This window comes from Paenibacillus lignilyticus, from assembly GCF_017942085.1.
GTDB classification, from domain to species: domain Bacteria; phylum Bacillota; class Bacilli; order Paenibacillales; family Paenibacillaceae; genus Paenibacillus_Z; species Paenibacillus_Z lignilyticus.
In genome coordinates this window covers 135463-153431 of record NZ_JAGKSP010000002.1, presented here as the reverse complement: position 1 = coordinate 153431, position 17969 = coordinate 135463, and the positions used below count along the sequence as shown (strand labels likewise).

At 50.1% G+C, this 17969-nt stretch carries 17 protein-coding genes; 16 read left to right on the top strand and 1 reads right to left on the bottom strand.

Annotated elements, in window-relative coordinates:
• Nucleotides 1-403: 403 nt before the first annotated feature.
• The 6 genes from thrS to I8J30_RS05825 all read left to right on the top strand — a co-directional run bounded on the left by thrS (nucleotide 404) and on the right by I8J30_RS05825 (nucleotide 5850).
• Nucleotides 404-2341 (top strand): threonine--tRNA ligase, encoded by a 1938-nt coding sequence (gene thrS, locus I8J30_RS05845; RefSeq protein WP_210656314.1) that lies wholly within the window; start codon nucleotides 404-406, stop codon nucleotides 2339-2341.
• A 92-nt stretch (nucleotides 2342-2433) separates the two neighbouring features.
• Nucleotides 2434-3015, top strand: a complete 582-nt coding sequence (locus I8J30_RS05840) for a 3D domain-containing protein (protein WP_420831217.1) — start codon at nucleotides 2434-2436, stop codon at nucleotides 3013-3015.
• A 112-nt stretch (nucleotides 3016-3127) separates the two neighbouring features.
• The gene (locus I8J30_RS05835) at nucleotides 3128-3646 is read left to right on the top strand and encodes an RNA polymerase sigma factor (RefSeq protein ID WP_210656310.1); all 519 of its coding nucleotides are present in this window, start codon (nucleotides 3128-3130) and stop codon (nucleotides 3644-3646) included.
• A 76-nt stretch (nucleotides 3647-3722) separates the two neighbouring features.
• Nucleotides 3723-3851, top strand: a complete 129-nt coding sequence (locus I8J30_RS33555) for a hypothetical protein (RefSeq protein WP_256256401.1) — start codon at nucleotides 3723-3725, stop codon at nucleotides 3849-3851.
• Between the two features lie 129 nt (nucleotides 3852-3980).
• Nucleotides 3981-5369 (top strand): methyl-accepting chemotaxis protein, encoded by a 1389-nt coding sequence (locus tag I8J30_RS05830; protein WP_210656308.1) that lies wholly within the window; start codon nucleotides 3981-3983, stop codon nucleotides 5367-5369.
• A gap of 100 nt (nucleotides 5370-5469) precedes the next feature.
• Nucleotides 5470-5850, top strand: coding sequence for a hypothetical protein (locus I8J30_RS05825; protein ID WP_210656306.1), 381 nt, complete (start codon nucleotides 5470-5472; stop codon nucleotides 5848-5850).
• A gap of 106 nt (nucleotides 5851-5956) precedes the next feature.
• Here the strand turns inward: I8J30_RS05825 and I8J30_RS05820 are convergent, their stop codons facing one another.
• Nucleotides 5957-7252 (bottom strand): ammonium transporter, encoded by a 1296-nt coding sequence (locus I8J30_RS05820; protein WP_210656304.1) that lies wholly within the window; start codon nucleotides 7250-7252, stop codon nucleotides 5957-5959.
• Between I8J30_RS05820 and liaF the strand changes: the two genes are divergently transcribed.
• The 10 genes from liaF (at nucleotide 7179) to aroF (ending at nucleotide 17756) form a co-directional block, all read left to right on the top strand.
• Entirely contained in the window at nucleotides 7179-8615 is a 1437-nt protein-coding gene (gene liaF / locus I8J30_RS05815; RefSeq protein ID WP_420831210.1) for a cell wall-active antibiotics response protein LiaF, read from the top strand. The genes I8J30_RS05820 and liaF overlap by 74 nt on opposite strands.
• A 7-nt stretch (nucleotides 8616-8622) precedes the next feature.
• Entirely contained in the window at nucleotides 8623-9663 is a 1041-nt protein-coding gene (locus tag I8J30_RS05810; protein ID WP_210656302.1) for a sensor histidine kinase, read from the top strand.
• Nucleotides 9650-10315: a response regulator gene (locus I8J30_RS05805; RefSeq protein WP_210656300.1), complete on the top strand. Its 666-nt coding sequence runs from the start codon at nucleotides 9650-9652 to the stop codon at nucleotides 10313-10315. The genes I8J30_RS05810 and I8J30_RS05805 overlap by 14 nt, the downstream gene beginning before the upstream one ends.
• 60 nt (nucleotides 10316-10375) lie before the next feature.
• Nucleotides 10376-10789 (top strand): YugN family protein, encoded by a 414-nt coding sequence (locus tag I8J30_RS05800; protein ID WP_091220985.1) that lies wholly within the window; start codon nucleotides 10376-10378, stop codon nucleotides 10787-10789.
• Between the two features lie 222 nt (nucleotides 10790-11011).
• Nucleotides 11012-12640, top strand: coding sequence for a S1C family serine protease (locus tag I8J30_RS05795; protein WP_210656298.1), 1629 nt, complete (start codon nucleotides 11012-11014; stop codon nucleotides 12638-12640).
• Nucleotides 12641-12814: 174 nt separating this feature from the next.
• Nucleotides 12815-13507, top strand: a complete 693-nt coding sequence (locus I8J30_RS05790; protein WP_210656296.1) for a response regulator transcription factor — start codon at nucleotides 12815-12817, stop codon at nucleotides 13505-13507.
• Between the two features lie 4 nt (nucleotides 13508-13511).
• Complete coding sequence (locus I8J30_RS05785; protein ID WP_210656294.1) at nucleotides 13512-14996, top strand: sensor histidine kinase; 1485 nt, start codon at nucleotides 13512-13514, stop codon at nucleotides 14994-14996.
• 70 nt (nucleotides 14997-15066) lie between these two features.
• Nucleotides 15067-16017 carry a 4-hydroxy-3-methylbut-2-enyl diphosphate reductase gene (locus I8J30_RS05780; RefSeq protein WP_210656292.1) on the top strand — a complete coding sequence of 317 codons (951 nt, stop codon included), beginning with the start codon at nucleotides 15067-15069 and terminating at the stop codon, nucleotides 16015-16017.
• A gap of 20 nt (nucleotides 16018-16037) precedes the next feature.
• The gene (locus tag I8J30_RS05775) at nucleotides 16038-16550 is read left to right on the top strand and encodes a DUF2062 domain-containing protein (protein WP_091220969.1); all 513 of its coding nucleotides are present in this window, start codon (nucleotides 16038-16040) and stop codon (nucleotides 16548-16550) included.
• Nucleotides 16551-16694: 144 nt separating this feature from the next.
• The gene (gene aroF, locus I8J30_RS05770; RefSeq protein WP_210656290.1) at nucleotides 16695-17756 is read left to right on the top strand and encodes a 3-deoxy-7-phosphoheptulonate synthase; all 1062 of its coding nucleotides are present in this window, start codon (nucleotides 16695-16697) and stop codon (nucleotides 17754-17756) included.
• Nucleotides 17757-17969: the final 213 nt, after the last annotated feature.

Below are 17969 nucleotides of genomic sequence, written 5' to 3'. Positions count from 1 at the left end.
TCAGTTGGTGTCAGATTATAATAATTCACATGTAAAGGCAATGACAAAGACATGTATCACCAGCGATGCTCGATTCAGAGAGAGGAACCTAGGCTGAAATTTCCTCGCGAAGCAGTGGCGATATACCCCTTTGTAGCTGTCCAGTTGAACTCACGCTTCATCATGAAGTTTGGTAGTAAGCTGCACCGGGCCGTTCCCGTTATAGGACGTCTACAAGGATCAGCTTCCGGTACGGTTAGGCGCTGATTGAACTAGGGTGGAACCACGGGTCTATTAGAGCACTCGTCCCTTTGCGGGATGCGTGCTTTTTTTGTTGGCTGCATGCCGCATAGATTGTTAAATTTCGGTATTGCGATGCATGATGATGCGGCCGCAAGAACCACATCCAGGAGGAACGAAGGGTATGGCGATTCAAGTTAAGCTGCCGGACGGCGCTGTCCGGGAATACGAGCAAGGCACAACAATTGAAGAAGTTGCAGGTTCCATCAGCAATGGTCTGCGCAAGAATGCGATTGCGGGGAAAGTGGACGGTAAAGTGGTAGATGTCTATACGCCTCTTGAAGGCAATGCTGCGCTTGAAATCGTGACCGTCGAATCCGCTGACGGTCTTGAAGTGTATCGTCACAGTACTGCGCATTTAATGGCGCAAGCCATCAAGCGTCTGTTCGGCAACAACGATGTAAAGCTTGGTATTGGACCTGTAATCGAAGACGGCTTCTATTATGACATCGATATGGAGCAGTCCCTCACGCCTGAAGATTTGGTCAAAATCGAGAAAGAAATGGAACGCATCGTGCAGGAGGATTTGCCAATTCGCCGCCGCGTCGTAAGCCGCGAAGAAGCGATCGCAATCTTCACGGAGATTGCCGATCCGCTGAAATTAGAGCTTATTCGCGACTTGCCTGCCGATTCGCAAATTACGATCTATGATCAAGGTGAGTTCTTTGATCTATGTCGTGGACCGCACTTGCCTTCCACAGGCAAGATTAAAGCGTTCAAGCTGCTAAGCGTAGCCGGTGCTTACTGGCGCGGAGATTCCAAGAACAAAATGCTGCAGCGCATTTACGGCACAGCATTCCCTAAGAAAGCGCAGCTCGACGAGCATCTTCATTTCCTGGAGGAAGCAAAGAAACGCGATCACCGTAAACTCGGCCGTGAGCTGAAGATGTTTACCTTCTCCCGTGAAGTCGGACAAGGACTTCCGCTATGGCTGCCAAACGGCGCGCGTCTGCGCAGAACAATGGAGCGATATATCGTAGATTTGGAGGAAAGCCTAGGCTATCAACATGTCTACACGCCGGTTCTGGCTAACGTTGAATTGTACAAAACAAGCGGACACTGGGAGCACTACAGCGAGGATATGTTCCCGAAAATGATCATGGATAACGAGGAACTCGTTCTTCGTCCAATGAACTGCCCGCATCATATGATGGTGTTCAAGTCGGATATGCGTTCGTATCGTGATCTTCCGGTTCGTATTGCTGAGCTTGGCACTATGCACCGTTACGAAATGTCCGGCGCTCTGACAGGGCTGCACCGCGTACGTGCGATGACACTTAATGACGCTCATATCTTCTGCCGTCCGGATCAGATCAAAGAAGAATTCGCGCGCGTTGTTACGCTAATTCGCCAAGTTTATGAGGATTTCGGCATCAAGGATTATCGTTTCCGCCTATCCTACCGTGATCCGCAGGATACAGAGAAGTACTTCCAAAACGATGAAATGTGGGAAATGTCGCAGCGCATGCTTCGCGAGGTTGTGGAAGAGCTTGGCCTGCCGTTCTTCGAAGCAGAAGGCGAAGCGGCGTTCTACGGACCGAAGCTCGACGTTCAAATCAAGACAGCGCTTGGCAAAGAAGAAACACTCTCGACTGCACAGCTGGACTTCCTGCTTCCGGAGCGTTTCGAATTGGAATACGTTGGCGACGACGGCAAGAAACATCGTCCGGTCGTTATCCACCGCGGTATTATCAGCACAATGGAGCGTATGACAGCATTCTTGCTGGAGAACTTCGCCGGTGCATTGCCGCTCTGGCTGTCTCCGATTCAAGCCAAAATCATCCCGGTTTCGGTTGCCTACGAAGCTTATGCGCGTGAGCTTGAAGCGAAGCTGCAGCTTGCAGGTATCCGCGTTGAATCCGACCTTCGCAATGAGAAGCTCGGCTATAAGATCCGCGAAGCACAGCTGGAGAAAGCTCCGTACATGCTCGTTGTCGGTGAGAATGAGGCCAACTCGGAATCCGTCTCCGTGCGTAAACGCGGTGAAGGTGACCTGGGCTCCATGCCGGTATCAGAGCTGATCGCGTTGCTGAAAACGCAAATTGCCGAGAAACAAATCTAATCATTTCCTGCGCTGGTACATGATGCCGGCTGCCGCATAAAGCTTGTCGCACTTGGGTATCCTTCGAACTAAGGAGGATAACAACCCAGATGATGACAAGCTTTTTGTCGTTTCAACGTGTTTTTACCATCAGTACAGCAGGGATGATGATGATAATCGTTCTGTTGTTTGCAGACTGTACGGCAGCCTACAGTGTAGGGGCAGAGCTTGAGCGCCAATTCACTCAGACGCAGCAACCGGTCAACAAACAGCCGAAAGTGAAGTCATTCAAGCCCATTCAAGTGATCGCAACAGGTTACACTGCAGGTGTAGAATCGACTGGTAAGCGGCCGGGGCATCCGCAATACGGAATCACGTATTCCGGTGTTCGCGTGCGAAGAGCATTTGTATCGACAATCGCCGCAGATCCCAAAGTGTTTCCGATAGGAACGCTGCTGTACGTGCCCGGATATGGATATGGAATCGTAGCAGACACCGGTTCAGCGATTAAAGGGAAGAAGATCGATTTGTATTTTGAAACAAGGAAACAGGTATTCAAGCAGTGGGGAAAACGCAAGGTTACCGTTAAGGTGCTGCGGCGCGGCAACGGCAAGCTGACGGAAGCTTGGCTGAATGAGCTGAATGAAGCGGTCACGGCGGAGAAGACGATCCCAAGAGAGCTGCTTGAGTCCTAATCGACATAGAGAGAATGTTCGGCGATTGCTGAATATTCTCTTTTTTTTGCGGAAAAGGTATGTTAGAATACACGTTGAAAGCGCTACCACCTATATATGAGGGCGGATATCCATGAACATTGAATCATCCCGTACAGAGCCAAATGTATTATTTCAATTAGAGGCGTATGAGGACAAGCTGCTTGAGCTCTATAAGGAGATGATTCATGTAGCCTATGGGAAGGTGCATAATAAGTCAGATGCCCAGGATGCCGTTCAGGAAGCATGGGTACGGATGCTCACGAAGCAAGGCACGCTGCGAGAACGCAGCAAGCTATTCTCATGGGCGAAAGTGATTACATCCAATATTGCATTGAACTTGAATAAGAAAGCAGCCCGGATGCGCCCTTCAAACGAAATGGAGTCCATCTGCAGGTCGCAAGACGCCGGTTATCGAGATGAAGCGGCGGTCATGCTGGAGATCAACGAGCTGCTCGATATGCTGGATCCGGCGTCTCGGGCTATGCTGCTGTACAAATTCTATTATGGCTTTAAGGATGCTGAAATCGCAGCCGTGATGCAGGTTCCGGTCGGTACCATTAAAGCCCGAATCCATCGAACGAAGCGGTATTTACGCGACAAAATGATTTAACAATAATTCATTTCCGGCTTACATAAACTGTTCCCGGCCTTGCCATACTATTGGTTGTACGGGGAGGTGAGCAGGAATGGCGAAAAATAAAAACAACAAATTTAATGCAGCCCAAAGTAAATACAACGCAGAATTTGCGTCAGAAAACGCAGCAAACTCCGCTAATGCAACAACAAAAGCCGCTTCACAGAAAGCCGAAAAATAAACATAGCTTCCGTATTTACGAAGCAGTAAGTTAAGAGGGACCCGAGAGGGTCCCTCTTTTCATTTAGGGGACTGTGGACTATACTATTAGTTAATTCTGACCAATTGTCGAAAAAAGGGGGATAATATCATGCCGCTATTGCAGCGTTTCCGAACGCAAGGTACGCCGAGTAAGCAAGAAGAAGCAGAACAGAATGTTGTGCTCGCGCAATTAATTAATGAGTCGTTAGTTATTTCGGATCAATTGACCGCTGCGGTAGAGGAAGTTAACCAGTCCATCGGCCAGCTGACGGACATTGCCGATCAATCTGCTGTCACCGAGGGGGAGCTTCGATTATGCAGTGAACGAGCGATGGATCGTATTGGCGAGACGTTCTCGACGCTGCAGGAGGTAGCCGCATCCGCTGAGCAAATCAGCGACACCGCGCAGCTGCTGGACACGGAAAGTAAAGAAACGAAAGAGGTTGTGCTTGAGGTTTGCAGATCTCTGACGAACACGGATCAAGTGATGAATGATCTCCAGCGGCATAACGGGACAATGGACCGCCATATCCGTGAGCTGATTGAGCAAACTTCGCGGATTAACGAAATCAACGGCTTCATCCAAGAGATTGTGTCCCAAACCTCGCTGCTTGCGCTGAATGCTTCGATTGAGGCAGCCCATGCAGGTGAATTTGGCCGAGGCTTCTCGATTGTTGCCCAGCAAATCAAGAAACTTGCGGAGCAAAGCCATGAAGCGGTAAGACGCTCCAGCGGTTTGGTTGAAGAGATTGAGAACGGGGTCAAGCAAGTTGTAGCCTCCGTTGATTTGGAGAGAACGGCAGTAGAGCAAGGCATTCTAGAGATGGCGGAAACAAAGAACCGCATGGATTTGATTTTCACACGTATTCATGAAGTAGATCGATTGGTCAGCAAGAGCAGCACGGCAAGCAAGCAGCAGACGCAGAGCATGAACGCTACGACAGGCATGCTAAAGGATGTTGTCGATGCGGTGAACCAGACACTTGGAAGCGTAGACGAGACACTTGAGCTTACACATAAACAGCGCAGACAAATTAAGAAGCTGGACCGAATCAGCACTAATTTACATAAGTCATCCTCAGAGCTAACGAAAGCAATCGGGCAGGTTGGCATCAAGCACGAAGTGAAAGAAAGCGAAATTAACGTAAGCGGGACGTTGGAGAAGCTGAGTAAGCTGGCGGCAGATTCAAGACTCTTCACCTTAGACGAATCCGCGCATCAAGAGCAGCTCTCGCGATTGCTTCAGCAATTGCCGGAGATCGAGGCGATTTGGTCGAACCGTGATGACGGCTCGTTTATCTTCTCTCAGCCTGAGGCGGGGTTGTTGAATGCCAAGGGTCGGGAGTGGTGGAAGCGGGCGATGGAAGGGAAAGCCTTCACTTCGCCGGTATACATCTCCGCAATAACGAAGAAACCTTGCTTAACGCTTTCGGTACCGATTCGTTCAGGCGACGGTCGATTGATTGGTGTCGTAGGAGCTGACATCCGCGTCAAATAATTGCCATTTATTTTGATGAAAAAGGTGTTTCCAAACGGGAAATGATCGTGTAAGATAAATAGTGTAATGAATGATAACATGCGAAGGCAGGGGAGTTGTCATGACAGAACCAATTACTTACACGCCACCTTCTCGTTTGAGACACCGTAAAGCAGCTGAAGTAATTCCTTTCCTCAACACATATATTGCCAAGAGAGAGCAAGAGATTGCGGAAATTGTTCAGATGGTCGAACGTTATGAGAAGCGCCGTCTGCACGAAGAACGCTCCTATCAGTCGATGTCGACACTTCGCCGGATGCTTACGGGTAAGAAGCCGGATCATCATCTTGCCGTGGAATACATTCACTATGTGAAACGCCCTATGGAGAAAGTGCGTGCGCTCCGCCTGGAAGTGGAGCAAGCTCGTGCGATTCTACATAATAACAATCCTGCTACTGATACCATTGAAGTCTCGAGTGAGTTGGATGAAGAGATGAATTAAATGATAACCGTCCGTAACGTGGGCGGTTTTTTTGTCTCTATGAAGGAAAACGCCGCGTTCTCCGGAGTATTTACTCCGTGAGAACGCGGCGTCTTTGTTGTTTCTGTTATTTGCGTGACTTTAGCTGCTCCAGATCGAGGAAATCATGATCTTGGTTGTAGGCCGGTACGCCGTGGATGCCGACATCAAGTCCGATAAGCTCTTCATCCTTCGACACACGTACAGGCATGAATTTTTTGATGATTAGAAGCACGCCCCATGTTAGTGCGAAGCCCCAGAAGCTGACGATAACGAGGCCGAGTGCTTGTACACCGAGTAAGTTCCAGCCGCCGCCGTAGAACAAGCCATAATACTCTTGTCCGATTCCTTTCGTCATCTCGGGCATGGCGAACAGCCCGACTGCCAGTGTACCGAGACTGCCGCTGATGCCGTGTACGGCGAATGCGCCAACGGGATCGTCGACGCCTTTGCTCTCGAGCAACTCGGTTGCAAGCACCATTGCAATGCCGCATACCGAACCGATCAAGATGGCTGCGCCATCGGAAACGAATGCGCAACCTGCCGTGATTCCGACCAGTCCGGCCAGCGATCCGTTGATAACCATTGGCGGATCGGCTTTCTTGTAACGCATCATAGTGAAGAGGATGCATACCGCACCGCCCGCTGCCGCAGAGAGCATGGTTGTAACCGCGATATGGCCGATGGAGCCGTTCGTAGCGCTGAGCGTACTGCCGGAGTTGAAGCCGAACCAGCCGAACCAAAGAATGAAAGCGCCAACCGATGCGAGCGGCAGGTTGGAAGGGGGGACGATGTTGCTTTTGCCTTCAGGCGTGAATTTCCCGATACGCGGACCGATGAAGATCGCTGCAGCGAGTGCTGCGAATCCGCCTAATGCGTGGATAACTGCGGAGCCGGCGAAGTCGATCATGCCGAGCTTGCCAAGCCAGCCGCCAACCGCCCAGACCCAGTGTCCGGCAACCGGATAGATCAAGCCGGTCATCGCGATCGCGTACAAGATATAAGCTCTAAAGTGAATGCGTTCCGCAACCGCGCCGGAAACAATGGAAATAACGGCGATGACGAAAGCGCATTGAAACAGCCAGTAAGTCTCGTGGGAAATATTAAGCGAAATATGAGACAGGTCTCCGTCCAGCAAGAAGCCGGTTGTTCCGATCCATCCTCCTGCATCTTTTCCGTACATCAGGCCGAATCCGATAAAGTAAAAGATCAGTGCGCCGAAGGCAATGTCCACGAATACCTTCATAATGATGCTGACTGCATTTTTCTGCCTCACAAAGCCTGCTTCAAGTAGTGCAAAGCCGCCTTCCATGAGTAGAATCATTGCGGCTGTCAGCACGACCCAAATCGTATCCAACCCGGTGGACAGAGTGGCTAAATCCATGCTCTCATCTCCTCAAGTATGTCATGTTAGGTTTTATCTCTCAATCCAATCCGAACCCCATTATATAAGCGCTGTGTTAATGATGTCAACGAGTGAAGTGACAAGACCTAACATCAACTCGTCCGATTGTAAAAGGGCCCTTATTCGCTCCGTCTCGAGACGTAGGAAAGGGTCAACCGTGAGACCCTTTTATGTCGCTTGCAGCACCTGTTATACTTGGAGTACAAACCTTTGCAGATGCGATTGGGAGCTGGTGGCGGCAATGAACGGGAATTTTATAAGTCGGTTTATGTGGGGCCTCTTCATTATAGTAATGGGCGTAGGCTTAATGTTAAGACAAAGCGGCGTAGTCGATTTCGATATCGGACTTGTGGTTTCTACCTATTGGCCGTTGATGCTGTTGTTCCTTGGTATCCAAGGTATGCTGCAGCGAGCTGTTTACGGAAGCGGTTCTTTCTTCGGTTCATCGATCATGCTCATCGTCGGCTTTGTATTTCTGGGGCGTAATTTAGATTGGTTCGCCTGGTCGATCGGCGATGTGATGCAGTTCGTTGGTCCGTTGATTCTTATCATATTCGGTCTGCGGATGATTCTTAAACCGAAGTCGAAGAAGACGGAAGAGGTTCCGGGCGATGATTGGAAAGCCTACAATTACGGTCAAGTTAATGTAGACATTCCTCCGGCACCGCCGCTCCATCCGGATCCGACGAAACCGCCGTCGGATTTGCCCGATCAGGAGGACGTGAGTGACGCGCCTTCGGATAAGGCGGAGGGCAATCCGGTCATACCGCCTGTTCGTCCTAACGATGCGTATGCGAAGCTGCAGCAGAAGAAGAACAAATGGGAAGAGCAAGCAGCCAGAACGAGAGGGCATTTCGAGAGGCACGCGCAACAAGTCAAGGACCATCGGGAGAGGCATTTAAGAAATGCTGCTAAGCACCATCACCGCAACGGTCGCGTAGAGTGGTGGAATCACGATCCTAATGTTCAGACGCGATCGGGTTTTATCGGCGACATCTATTTGGGCCAAGATTACTGGGAGCTCAAGCCGATGAATATCTCCCATTTTATCGGCGACACCGTGCTTGACCTCACGAAGGCGCAAATATTACCCGGTGAAACCACCATTAATATCTCTTCCTTTATAGGCGACGTTAAAGTGTATCTTCCTGACGATTATGAAATCGGCGTGCACGTCGTTTCCAGCGCCTTTATCGGCGATGTTGCGGTGCTGGAACATAAAGAGGGCGGCATATTTAAAAATATGGATATCGAAACCCCTTATTTTCAAGAGAATGACAAAAAAATCAGGCTCCACGTCAGTACGTTTATCGGTGATGTGCGCGTTACGAAAGTAGGTTGATGCGCACATGATGGTTCGATTGTTTCGCAATAGCAAGTGGGATATGATTTTGCTTTTTCTGGCTTCGTCGACAATCTCGGTATTCCTCTGGCAGTTTGGGACCGAATTGACGGCAAAAGGGTACAGCAGGTCGCTGTGGATCGGCGTCGCTGTGCTCTTCTTATTGATCAGCGCCGTATTCGGGTATTGGGCAGCTCAGCGGATACAGCGTCAAATGGATCTGATCGTGCTTGGCTTGAAGCAGGCTGCGCACGGAAACTATAGTTCAAGGCTTCCGGAAGAAGGCTCGTTTACGCCGGCGTTTCGCGAGTTCAACGATATGATGGAGTCGCTCGATGAACGGATGCACTGGATTCAGCGCTCCGGCGAAGAGCAGGTCATGAGGGAAACCGCTTCGAATGAAGCGGCGGTGCTTGAAGAGCGCAGACGGCTTGCGCGCGATCTCCATGATACGGTTTCGCAGCAGCTGTTCGCTATACATATGTCGGCATCTTCTCTTCCGAAGCTGCTTGAGCTGAACCCGAACCGGGCCAGCGATGTAATGGAGCAGTTGATCTCCATGTCTTCGATGGCGCAGAAGCAGATGCGCGGGTTTATTGCTCAGCTCAGACCCATGGAGCTGGAGGGCAGGTCCCTTCAAGAAGCGCTCGACAAATGGTTCCCGGACTACTGCCGCCAGAACGGACTGCAAGGTGTACTTGAATGGCGTGTGCGGGAGAAGCTGTCTGAAGCGAAGGAGCATCAGTTATTCCTGATCGTTCAGGAAGCGATGGCGAATATCGTGAAGCATGCAGGTGCGCAAACGGCGCTGTTAACGGTTGCCGAGACGGAGAGGCAGATCGTGATGACGCTGCAGGATGACGGTGCCGGTTTCCGAGCGGATCAAGTGAAGCGGGGCTCTTACGGTTTGTCCACGATGCGGGAGCGGGCTAACAAGCTCGGCGGCGATGCCTCCATAATTAGTAAGCCGGGAAGCGGAACAAGAGTCAGAGTGACTTTACCCAATTATTTGAATAAGGGAGAGAACCTTAGCGATGAGTTCAAATAACAGCTGGAAAATAATGATTGTCGACGATCATGATATGGTACGGGCGGGATTGCGCACTTATTTGATGTTAGACCCGAAATTTGAGGTCATCGCGGAAGCGGCTAACGGTAAAGAAGCGCTGGATATGCTTCAGGCAGGCATTCAAGATGGACCGCCGCAGCTGGTTCTTATGGATCTCATGATGCCGGTGATGGACGGGGTTGAAGCCACGCGCCATATAATGAAGGATTTTCCTGAACTGAAAATTGTCATGCTCACGAGCTTCCTCGAAGATGAGAAGGTTGTAGCGGCCGTTGAAGCGGGTGCGGTTAGTTATGTGCTGAAGACCGTTTCGGCAGAAGAGCTAATCTATGCGCTTAACGGAGCGGCTAAAGGAATGCCGGTGATGACGCATGATGTCTCGCAGGCGCTTACGAGAGGGCTGCGTCAGCGGAGCACGCAAGGGGCCGATGAAGGGTTGACGGAGCGGGAGAAAGAAGTGCTTCTTCTCATCGCAGAGGGGATGTCTAACAAGGAAATCGCGGAAGAGCTTCATATCAGCATCAAGACGGTCAAAACGCACGTCAGCAACCTTCTAATGAAATGCGAGCTGGAAGACAGAACGCAGCTTGCCGTATTCGCGCATCGCAAAGGTTGGGTAAAGACGGGATAACAGCCATTCACTCCGGGCAAGCTAACGGTAAACATTAGGCCAGGAGGAGAATATAGAGCGATGATCCCCCTTGAATTCAAGCTGGAATCAAGTGAGAAGGAATTTACGGAAGTCCGAAGCATGCTGGAAGAGCACGAGTTCTCGCTTGGCGGGAATTGGGATTATGAACACGGCTACTTTGACCGCTACCTGGATGACGCGCATAAAGTATGGCTGCGGATGCCTTTTGATGTGATCAACGGCAATATCGACAGTGATACGCAGGACCTTGATGCCAAAATCAGAATGGGGCAGCCGTTCGTGCTGAAGCATTTGTATAATGAAGGTCTGGATAAGCACGCTCAGCCGCGGGCGCTCGGCAGTTTAATCGATCAGTTTCAGGAGCCGATTGATCCGGATGCCGAAGTGGAATCCAAATGGGTAACGAAAGCAAAAGAAGTGCTTGGCGAAGTAGAGCAGCGATTGCTGCAATGATGAGAGAGTCGCAGATTGGATGATGACCGGGCAAGGCTGATTATTCAGCCGAGCCCGGTTTTTTTATGTTACATTATAACAATTTTAAGTTTGATTTAAGGTAGATTGTGCATGATAGAACTATGAAAGCTGAATGATTCGCGAAGCCAATCAGATGCAAGAACATAAAGCACTTATTGAGAACTTTACAAACATGGGAAAACATTTGAGGAGGAATAAGCAATGGACGATCAAAACAAAAAAAATAACGGTTACGACGATTTCTTCAACAACGAACATAACGATAACCATAACGAGGATAATCGCGATAAAAACCAACCTTACAATGCAAACGAAGGTAAGCCGCATGACGAAACCGACAAGAGCTCTTACTACTATTCATACGGACCATTCAAATCCGGTGCAGCCGATTCTGAACCGCAACGACCGGTTGGCGGCGACACAAATGCAAATGCGGCACAAGGCGGATTTGGAAGCAGCTCGGATGGTTTGCATAACTCAGTCGAAGTTACGCCGCCTACACAGCTTCGCGCTTTCGCGCCATCGCAGTCCGCAACTCGCGGCGGCTGGCAAATGAAAGAATCCAGACGCAGTCCATTGAAGGCGATGTTCGCATCCTTCCTCGCCGGCGTAGTCGTTGTGGGTTCGCTCATGTTCGTATCGGATAAGCAGAACTGGTTCACGGCTGATCAGGCGCTCTCGCAAACCTCGGAGCAAGCGAGCTCCGCAGTGGGTAAAGCGGGCGATGACGGCAAAGTATCGGCAGCGGCTGATGTGGTTAGACCAAACAACATTGCTCAGCTGTTCGAGAAAGCAAGTCCGGCGGTCGTTAAGATCGAAACCTTTACGAAGCAGCGTGCAGGCGGCGCGCAAGGCAATTCGATGGATGATTTCTTCAGCCAATTCTTCGGCGACCAAGGCGGTCAAGGCGGCCAAGGGCAGGACGATGGCTCCGGACAAGGCAGCACCGATCAAGGCAGCGGCGAATTAACGCCGGAAGGAATCGGCACAGGGTTCTTCTTCGATTCCACAGGTTACATCTTAACGAACCAGCACGTGATCGGGGATGCCGATGAAATTCAAGTAACCGTGCAGGGTCACAATAAACCGTTAGTCGCGAAGAAGCTCGGCTCTGATTACAACTTGGATCTGGCGGTACTGAAAGTTGAAGGAACAGACTTCCCGACGCTCCCAATCGGCAGCTCCGACAAGATCAACATTGGGGATTGGGTCGTTGCGATCGGAAATCCATATGGCTTTGACCATACGGTAACCGTCGGTGTGCTAAGCTCCAAGGAACGTCCGATCAGCATTCCGGACTCCCAAGGCACGCGCCAATACGAGCATTTGCTGCAAACTGACGCTTCGATCAACCCAGGTAACTCAGGCGGACCGCTTCTTAACCTGCAAGGCGAAGTAATCGGCATTAATACGGCTGTAAGCTCGCAAGCTCAAGGTATCGGATTCGCGATTCCGACGAGCACGATTCAAGAAGTGCTGGAGAATCTGAAAGCCAATAAAGAAATTCCGAAAAAACCTGTACCGTTCATCGGCGCGAACTTGGCTGAAATTACAGATGAAATCGCCAAAGAGCTTGGCCTGTCCAGCAAAGAAGGTTCGATCGTATCGAGCGTTCTGTACAAATCGCCTGCTTATATGGCGGATCTGAGACAATATGACGTGATCACCGGCTTGGACGGCACTAAATACAGCAACCGTGAAGATTTGATCGCTCAAATCCAGAAGAAAGCGGTCGGAGACACCGCGACACTCAACATTATCCGCAATGGTGATAAGATGGATTTGAAAGTAACCGTAGGCAACAAGAATGAGTTTGCAAGCCAGCAATAAGATTGGGAATAGCAACAGAACAGTGTTACCCGGGCGCAAACAGTCGCATAGACTGTCTGCGCTTCTTTTATGGAAGAAGCCGGACAAGCTGTTTCATGGGAATCGGATGTTGCGCTATAATATGTAGGAAGGTTTTGGAAGGAAAAACTAGTTGTTTGATGATGGGGGATTAGGATGAGAGCGCATATATTAGTGGTGGATGACGACGATAAAATAACATCTCTGCTTCGCCGTAGCTTGGCGTTTGAGGGCTATGAGGTCGCGACGGCGAGTAATGGGCATGAGGGCTTGAAGCAAATGCTCGTAAGCGATCCGGATTTGCTCATTCTGGACGTCATGATGCCGCAGCTGGATGGCTGGGAAGTGTGCCGCCGGGTTCGCGAAGGCGGAAGCACTGTGCCGATTATGATGCTGACGGCAAAGGACGATATTACAGATCGTGTGCGCGGTCTGGATCTGGGCGCCGATGATTATTTGGTGAAGCCGTTTGCGCTTGAGGAGCTGTTAGCTCGTGTGCGTGCGCTTCTTAGACGTAAATCCGACAAGCTGGAGGAGAACTCGAGCAGCTTGCAGTTTGAGGATTTGACGCTCGATCTGGATTCGCGCGAAGCGATTCGGGCCGGACGCAGAATTGATCTCACGGCGAAGGAATTCGATCTGCTCCAGCTGCTCATGCAGAATCCGCGGCGAGTGCTGACGCGCGATGCGATTATGGACAAAATATGGGGCTTTGATTACAGCGGTGAATCGAATGTGCTGGAGGTTTATATTGCCATGCTGCGCCAGAAGACGGAAGACGGAAAGAGCCCGCGCCTCATTCAGACGGTTCGGGGCACCGGATACGTGCTTAGAGGCGAAGGAGGCTGATTCCATGTCGATTCGCTTAAGGCTCACATTATGGTATTCGGTGATTCTGGCGGTCACGCTTATTGCATTTGGGGTCGCGATCTATTTCTTCGTCAACTACAACACGTACAAGGAAATGAAAGCCAAAATCGAGCAGCAAGTCAACGCGATCAATATTACGTCGACGCTGGATATGTTCGGCAATTATCAAACCCCCAATTTCGTCATCGGGGATGACGAGATGTTTATCCAGGTCGATAATTATAAGAACGGTGTCGTCAAGACGACGTCGAACCTGCGAAGGATCGACCAGCTGCTGCCGAAACCGGATGTAAAGGAAATCAACGACAGCTACGAAGGGTTTGAGCATGTTAAGGCAGGTCCTTATCCGTTTCTCGTGTACCGGCATATTTTGAAGCAAAATAATGAAATATTCGGATTGCTGCAGGTTGCGGCTTATTCAGGCCGGGAAGATAAGTTTCTGACCGAGCTGAGGACGACGTTGATCTCCTCGCTCATTATCGTGGTGCTCATCGCCTTCACGATTGGGTTATTTCTTGCGCGTCAGGCGCTTCGGCCCATTGAGAATGTCATTCGTTCGAGTGATCAAATCCAGAACGGCTCTGATCTTAGCATGCGCATTCCGAGAGAAGGTCCTAACGATGAGCTCGGTCGCTTGGTCGATACGTTAAACGGCATGTTAGGCCGAATCGAAACCACCTACAATGGGTTGAATGAAGCCTACAAAGCACAAAGGCGATTTGTATCCGATGCCTCGCACGAGCTTCGCACACCGCTTACGACGATTCGCGGGAATATCGAGCTGCTGGAGCGAATGTGGCTGCCGACGTTAACGCAGGGCGCCGATGATCCGGACGGTGAAGGGCTGCCGCAATTAAGTGAACAAGAACGCAGTCGGATGATGCTTACACGCGAATCCATGCTGGATATCGCAGGCGAAGCCAAACGCATGTCCAGCTTAGTCAATGATCTCTTGTCCCTTGCACGCGCGGATGCCGGCTACCAAATGGAGAAATCCGTTCAGCCGCTGCTGCCGCTGGTTGAGGACGTGGCACGTAAGGCACAGCTGCTTCCAAGAAAAGCAGAATGGAAAATCGGGAACCTGGATGCCATTGCAAACGTAGAAGTATATGCGCATGCCGATTTTCTTCGTCAGCTCTTTTTTATCTTCGTCGAGAACGCATTCAAGTACACGCCTAGCGGACATGTTGAACTGCGTGCCATCGTATCCGGCGATCAAGCCGGCATTGTCATCAAAGATACGGGGATTGGCATGGACCATGACCAAGTTCCATTCATCTTCGAACGATTCTATCGAGCAGATGAATCGCGCGGAGAAACGAGCGGAACCGGACTGGGATTGTCGATTGCCAAGTGGATTATTGATGAGCATGGCGGATCGGTCGAGGTTTCGACACGCGAGGGTGCGGGAACGACATTTATCGTATGGCTTCCAATTGCTTTCCACGAGAAGTCGAATGAAGTATAATAATTAGAGTTGGGTCTTAAAGAGGCCTGTCCGTGAACACTGGTTTAGCAGGAAAGCAGGTGCAAGCAGTATGGAAATTGTGAAGATTTCACCGCGTGGTTATTGCTACGGCGTTGTAGATGCCATGGTTCTGGCATTGCAAACCGCCAAGAATTTAGACTTGCCGCGGCCGATCTATATTTTGGGCATGATCGTTCATAATAGTCATGTAACGGAAGCATTTAAGCAAGAAGGCATTATTACGCTTGACGGCGAGAACCGTTTGGAAATATTAGAACAAATCTCGAGCGGTACTGTCATTTTCACCGCGCACGGTGTTTCTCCGGAAGTACGCAGACGCGCGAAGGACAGAGGTTTGACGGTCGTGGATGCCACTTGTCCGGATGTAACCAAAACCCATGATTTGATCCGGGAGAAGGTAGCGGAAGGCTATGAGGTCATCTACATTGGCAAGAAGGGGCATCCGGAGCCGGAAGGCGCCATCGGTATCGCGCCTGATCACGTTCATTTAATCGAGCGTGAGAATGAGATTGATTCTCTTGCGCTAACGAGCGATCAAATCATTATTACCAATCAGACGACGATGTCTCAGTGGGACATCAAGCATTTAATCAGCAAGCTGCTGAAGACATTCCCGACAGCGGAAATTCATAATGAAATTTGCTTGGCGACGCAGGTGCGGCAAGAAGCGGTTGCGGAACAAGCGAAGGAAGCCGAACTGTGTATCGTGGTAGGCGATCCCAGAAGCAACAATTCCAACCGGCTTGCGCAGGTTTCGGAAGAGATCGCCGGAGTCCCGGCTTACCGTGTATCGGATGTGTCGGAGATCGAGTTGGAGTGGTTGAAAGGCAAGAAGCGGGTAGCTGTAACTTCAGGGGCATCGACACCAACACCGTTAACAAAGGAAGTCATCGCTTACCTGGAGCAGTTTAACGACGAGGATTCCTCTACCTGGGAAGCACGGCGTACAGTCAACATGAACAAATTGTTGCCTACTGTGCGAGTGAAATCGTCGCTGTGAGTGAAAGGGGCGCTACTCAAATGACGACTTCAAGCAAACCGCGCTCGATTAAACGTTGGCTCAAATTGAAATATACGCAGCTTATGCGGGCACCAGGCGGCCCATCGTTTGTAGCACTCGGTTTCGCAATCGGTATTTTTGTTGAGATGTTTACATTACCGACTTACGGGTTAGCCTTCTTCCTGATATTCCCATTGATTTACATGATGAATGCCAGTTTAGCCGGCGCGTTGATCGGTTTTGTTTTTGGTAAAATCATCTTTATTCCGGTCGCCTTCATCAATAGCATGGTTGGCGGTTGGGTGCTTCCGAACCATATCAAAATTTCGGTGCCCTTAGCGCCGGAGTGGCTCGACCATATGCTGCTTGTTAATTTGAAGCTGATTGTAGGCGGCATTATCGATGGTATGGTGCTTGGCGCGCTGTTCTATTTCCCTGTGAAGCTGACGCTGCAATACGTAGCTAACAAACGCAAGGAGAAAAGAAAGCTTCGCCGACTCTCAGTCGTCGACGTGAAGCCGCTCACGGAATAATAGAAATGGCAGCAAGCCGGTCTCTTGACGAGGCCGGTTTTTTCATGTATATTTGCTTTAGCGATTAAAAGCATAAAAGCCTAACAGCATAAAAGCGTCGAAGCGAACACGCGTCTAAGCGTGACAGGAGAGGGAGTCGAACTTATGATCGTGATTACTCAAAATAATGTAACGGAAGAGCGGATTGGCGAGATCGTACAACATATCGAGAGAGCGGGGGTACAGGCGCACGTTTCCCGCGGGACAGACCGGACGGTCATTGGTATTATCGGGAAAGCAGAGCCGACACTGGCTGAACATCTTCGTCAAATGAAAGGCGTCGAGAACGTCATCAAGATTTCGAAGTCCTACAAGCTCGCTAGCCGTGACTTCCATCCGGACGACACCGTAATTGAAATAAAAGGCGTGAAGATCGGCGGAGAGCATCTTGCCATTATGGGCGGACCTTGTGCGGTAGAAACACCGGAGCAGATCGATGAGATCGCAAGACTGGTGAAAGCTGCCGGCGGTCAAATCCTTCGCGGTGGCGCGTTTAAACCGCGTACAGGACCATACAGCTTCCAAGGTATAGGCGTGGAAGGGTTAGCGATGATGGCGGAAGCAGGCCGCAAGCATGGGCTGTTGACGATTACGGAGGTCATGACGCCGGAATACGTAGATATCTGCTGTGAGTATGCTGATATTCTGCAAGTCGGCACGCGTAACATGCAGAACTTCGATTTGCTTCGGAAGCTGGGCACAGTGAAGACTCCTGTTCTTCTTAAACGGGGTTTCAGCGCAACCTACGATGAATTCTTGAACGCTGCCGAATATATTCTTGCGGGCGGAAATCCGAACGTTATGCTTTGCGAGCGCGGAATTCGCACCTTTGAGACCTATACTCGAAATACGCTGGATTTGTCCGCAATTCCGGTACTGCAATCACTCAGCCATCTGCCGGTTATTTCGGATCCGAGCCATGGAACGGGACGACGCGAGCTGGTTGAGCCGATGTCGAAAGCGTCTGTTGCTGCGGGCGCGAACGGTCTTATTATTGAAATGCATACGGATCCCGATAATTCGATGACGGGCGACGGTGTACAATCCTTGTTCCCGGACCAATTCGCGAACCTTCTAAAAGAATTGGAACAGCTGGGAAAATTAGTCGGAAGACGCTTTGATACACCTAAAGAGCCGGCAGAATATTTCAATACGTGGATCAAATAATAATCCAAGCTCTTGTATAAATAATCGGTTTTAGAAGCTGCAGCCCTTCGTGTTAGGGGGCTGCGGCTTCTTGTTTTTGGCGTCAATACTGGGAATTTGAACAATCTGACAATTATGTGAAGTTATCTAACAAGTGCTTTAAAAAATACCTTACATGACTATTGACTGTAATAAACCTAAAACCTATAATAACAATCATAGTTTCAGATCAGA

What these genes read in the sequence shown, in the direction of transcription:
- thrS (WP_210656314.1), top strand. Translation starts at nt 404, where the DNA reads ATGGCGATTCAAGTTAAGCTGCCGGACGGCGCTGTCCGGGAATACGAG.
- I8J30_RS05840 (WP_420831217.1), top strand. Translation starts at nt 2,434, where the DNA reads ATGACAAGCTTTTTGTCGTTTCAACGTGTTTTTACCATCAGTACAGCA.
- I8J30_RS05835 (WP_210656310.1), top strand. Translation starts at nt 3,128, where the DNA reads ATGAACATTGAATCATCCCGTACAGAGCCAAATGTATTATTTCAATTA.
- I8J30_RS33555 (WP_256256401.1), top strand. Translation starts at nt 3,723, where the DNA reads ATGGCGAAAAATAAAAACAACAAATTTAATGCAGCCCAAAGTAAATAC.
- I8J30_RS05830 (WP_210656308.1), top strand. Translation starts at nt 3,981, where the DNA reads ATGCCGCTATTGCAGCGTTTCCGAACGCAAGGTACGCCGAGTAAGCAA.
- I8J30_RS05825 (WP_210656306.1), top strand. Translation starts at nt 5,470, where the DNA reads ATGACAGAACCAATTACTTACACGCCACCTTCTCGTTTGAGACACCGT.
- liaF (WP_420831210.1), top strand. Translation starts at nt 7,179, where the DNA reads ATGAGTAGAATCATTGCGGCTGTCAGCACGACCCAAATCGTATCCAAC.
- I8J30_RS05820 (WP_210656304.1), bottom strand. Translation starts at nt 7,252, where the DNA reads ATGGATTTAGCCACTCTGTCCACCGGGTTGGATACGATTTGGGTCGTG.
- I8J30_RS05810 (WP_210656302.1), top strand. Translation starts at nt 8,623, where the DNA reads ATGATGGTTCGATTGTTTCGCAATAGCAAGTGGGATATGATTTTGCTT.
- I8J30_RS05805 (WP_210656300.1), top strand. Translation starts at nt 9,650, where the DNA reads ATGAGTTCAAATAACAGCTGGAAAATAATGATTGTCGACGATCATGAT.
- I8J30_RS05800 (WP_091220985.1), top strand. Translation starts at nt 10,376, where the DNA reads ATGATCCCCCTTGAATTCAAGCTGGAATCAAGTGAGAAGGAATTTACG.
- I8J30_RS05795 (WP_210656298.1), top strand. Translation starts at nt 11,012, where the DNA reads ATGGACGATCAAAACAAAAAAAATAACGGTTACGACGATTTCTTCAAC.
- I8J30_RS05790 (WP_210656296.1), top strand. Translation starts at nt 12,815, where the DNA reads ATGAGAGCGCATATATTAGTGGTGGATGACGACGATAAAATAACATCT.
- I8J30_RS05785 (WP_210656294.1), top strand. Translation starts at nt 13,512, where the DNA reads ATGTCGATTCGCTTAAGGCTCACATTATGGTATTCGGTGATTCTGGCG.
- I8J30_RS05780 (WP_210656292.1), top strand. Translation starts at nt 15,067, where the DNA reads ATGGAAATTGTGAAGATTTCACCGCGTGGTTATTGCTACGGCGTTGTA.
- I8J30_RS05775 (WP_091220969.1), top strand. Translation starts at nt 16,038, where the DNA reads ATGACGACTTCAAGCAAACCGCGCTCGATTAAACGTTGGCTCAAATTG.
- aroF (WP_210656290.1), top strand. Translation starts at nt 16,695, where the DNA reads ATGATCGTGATTACTCAAAATAATGTAACGGAAGAGCGGATTGGCGAG.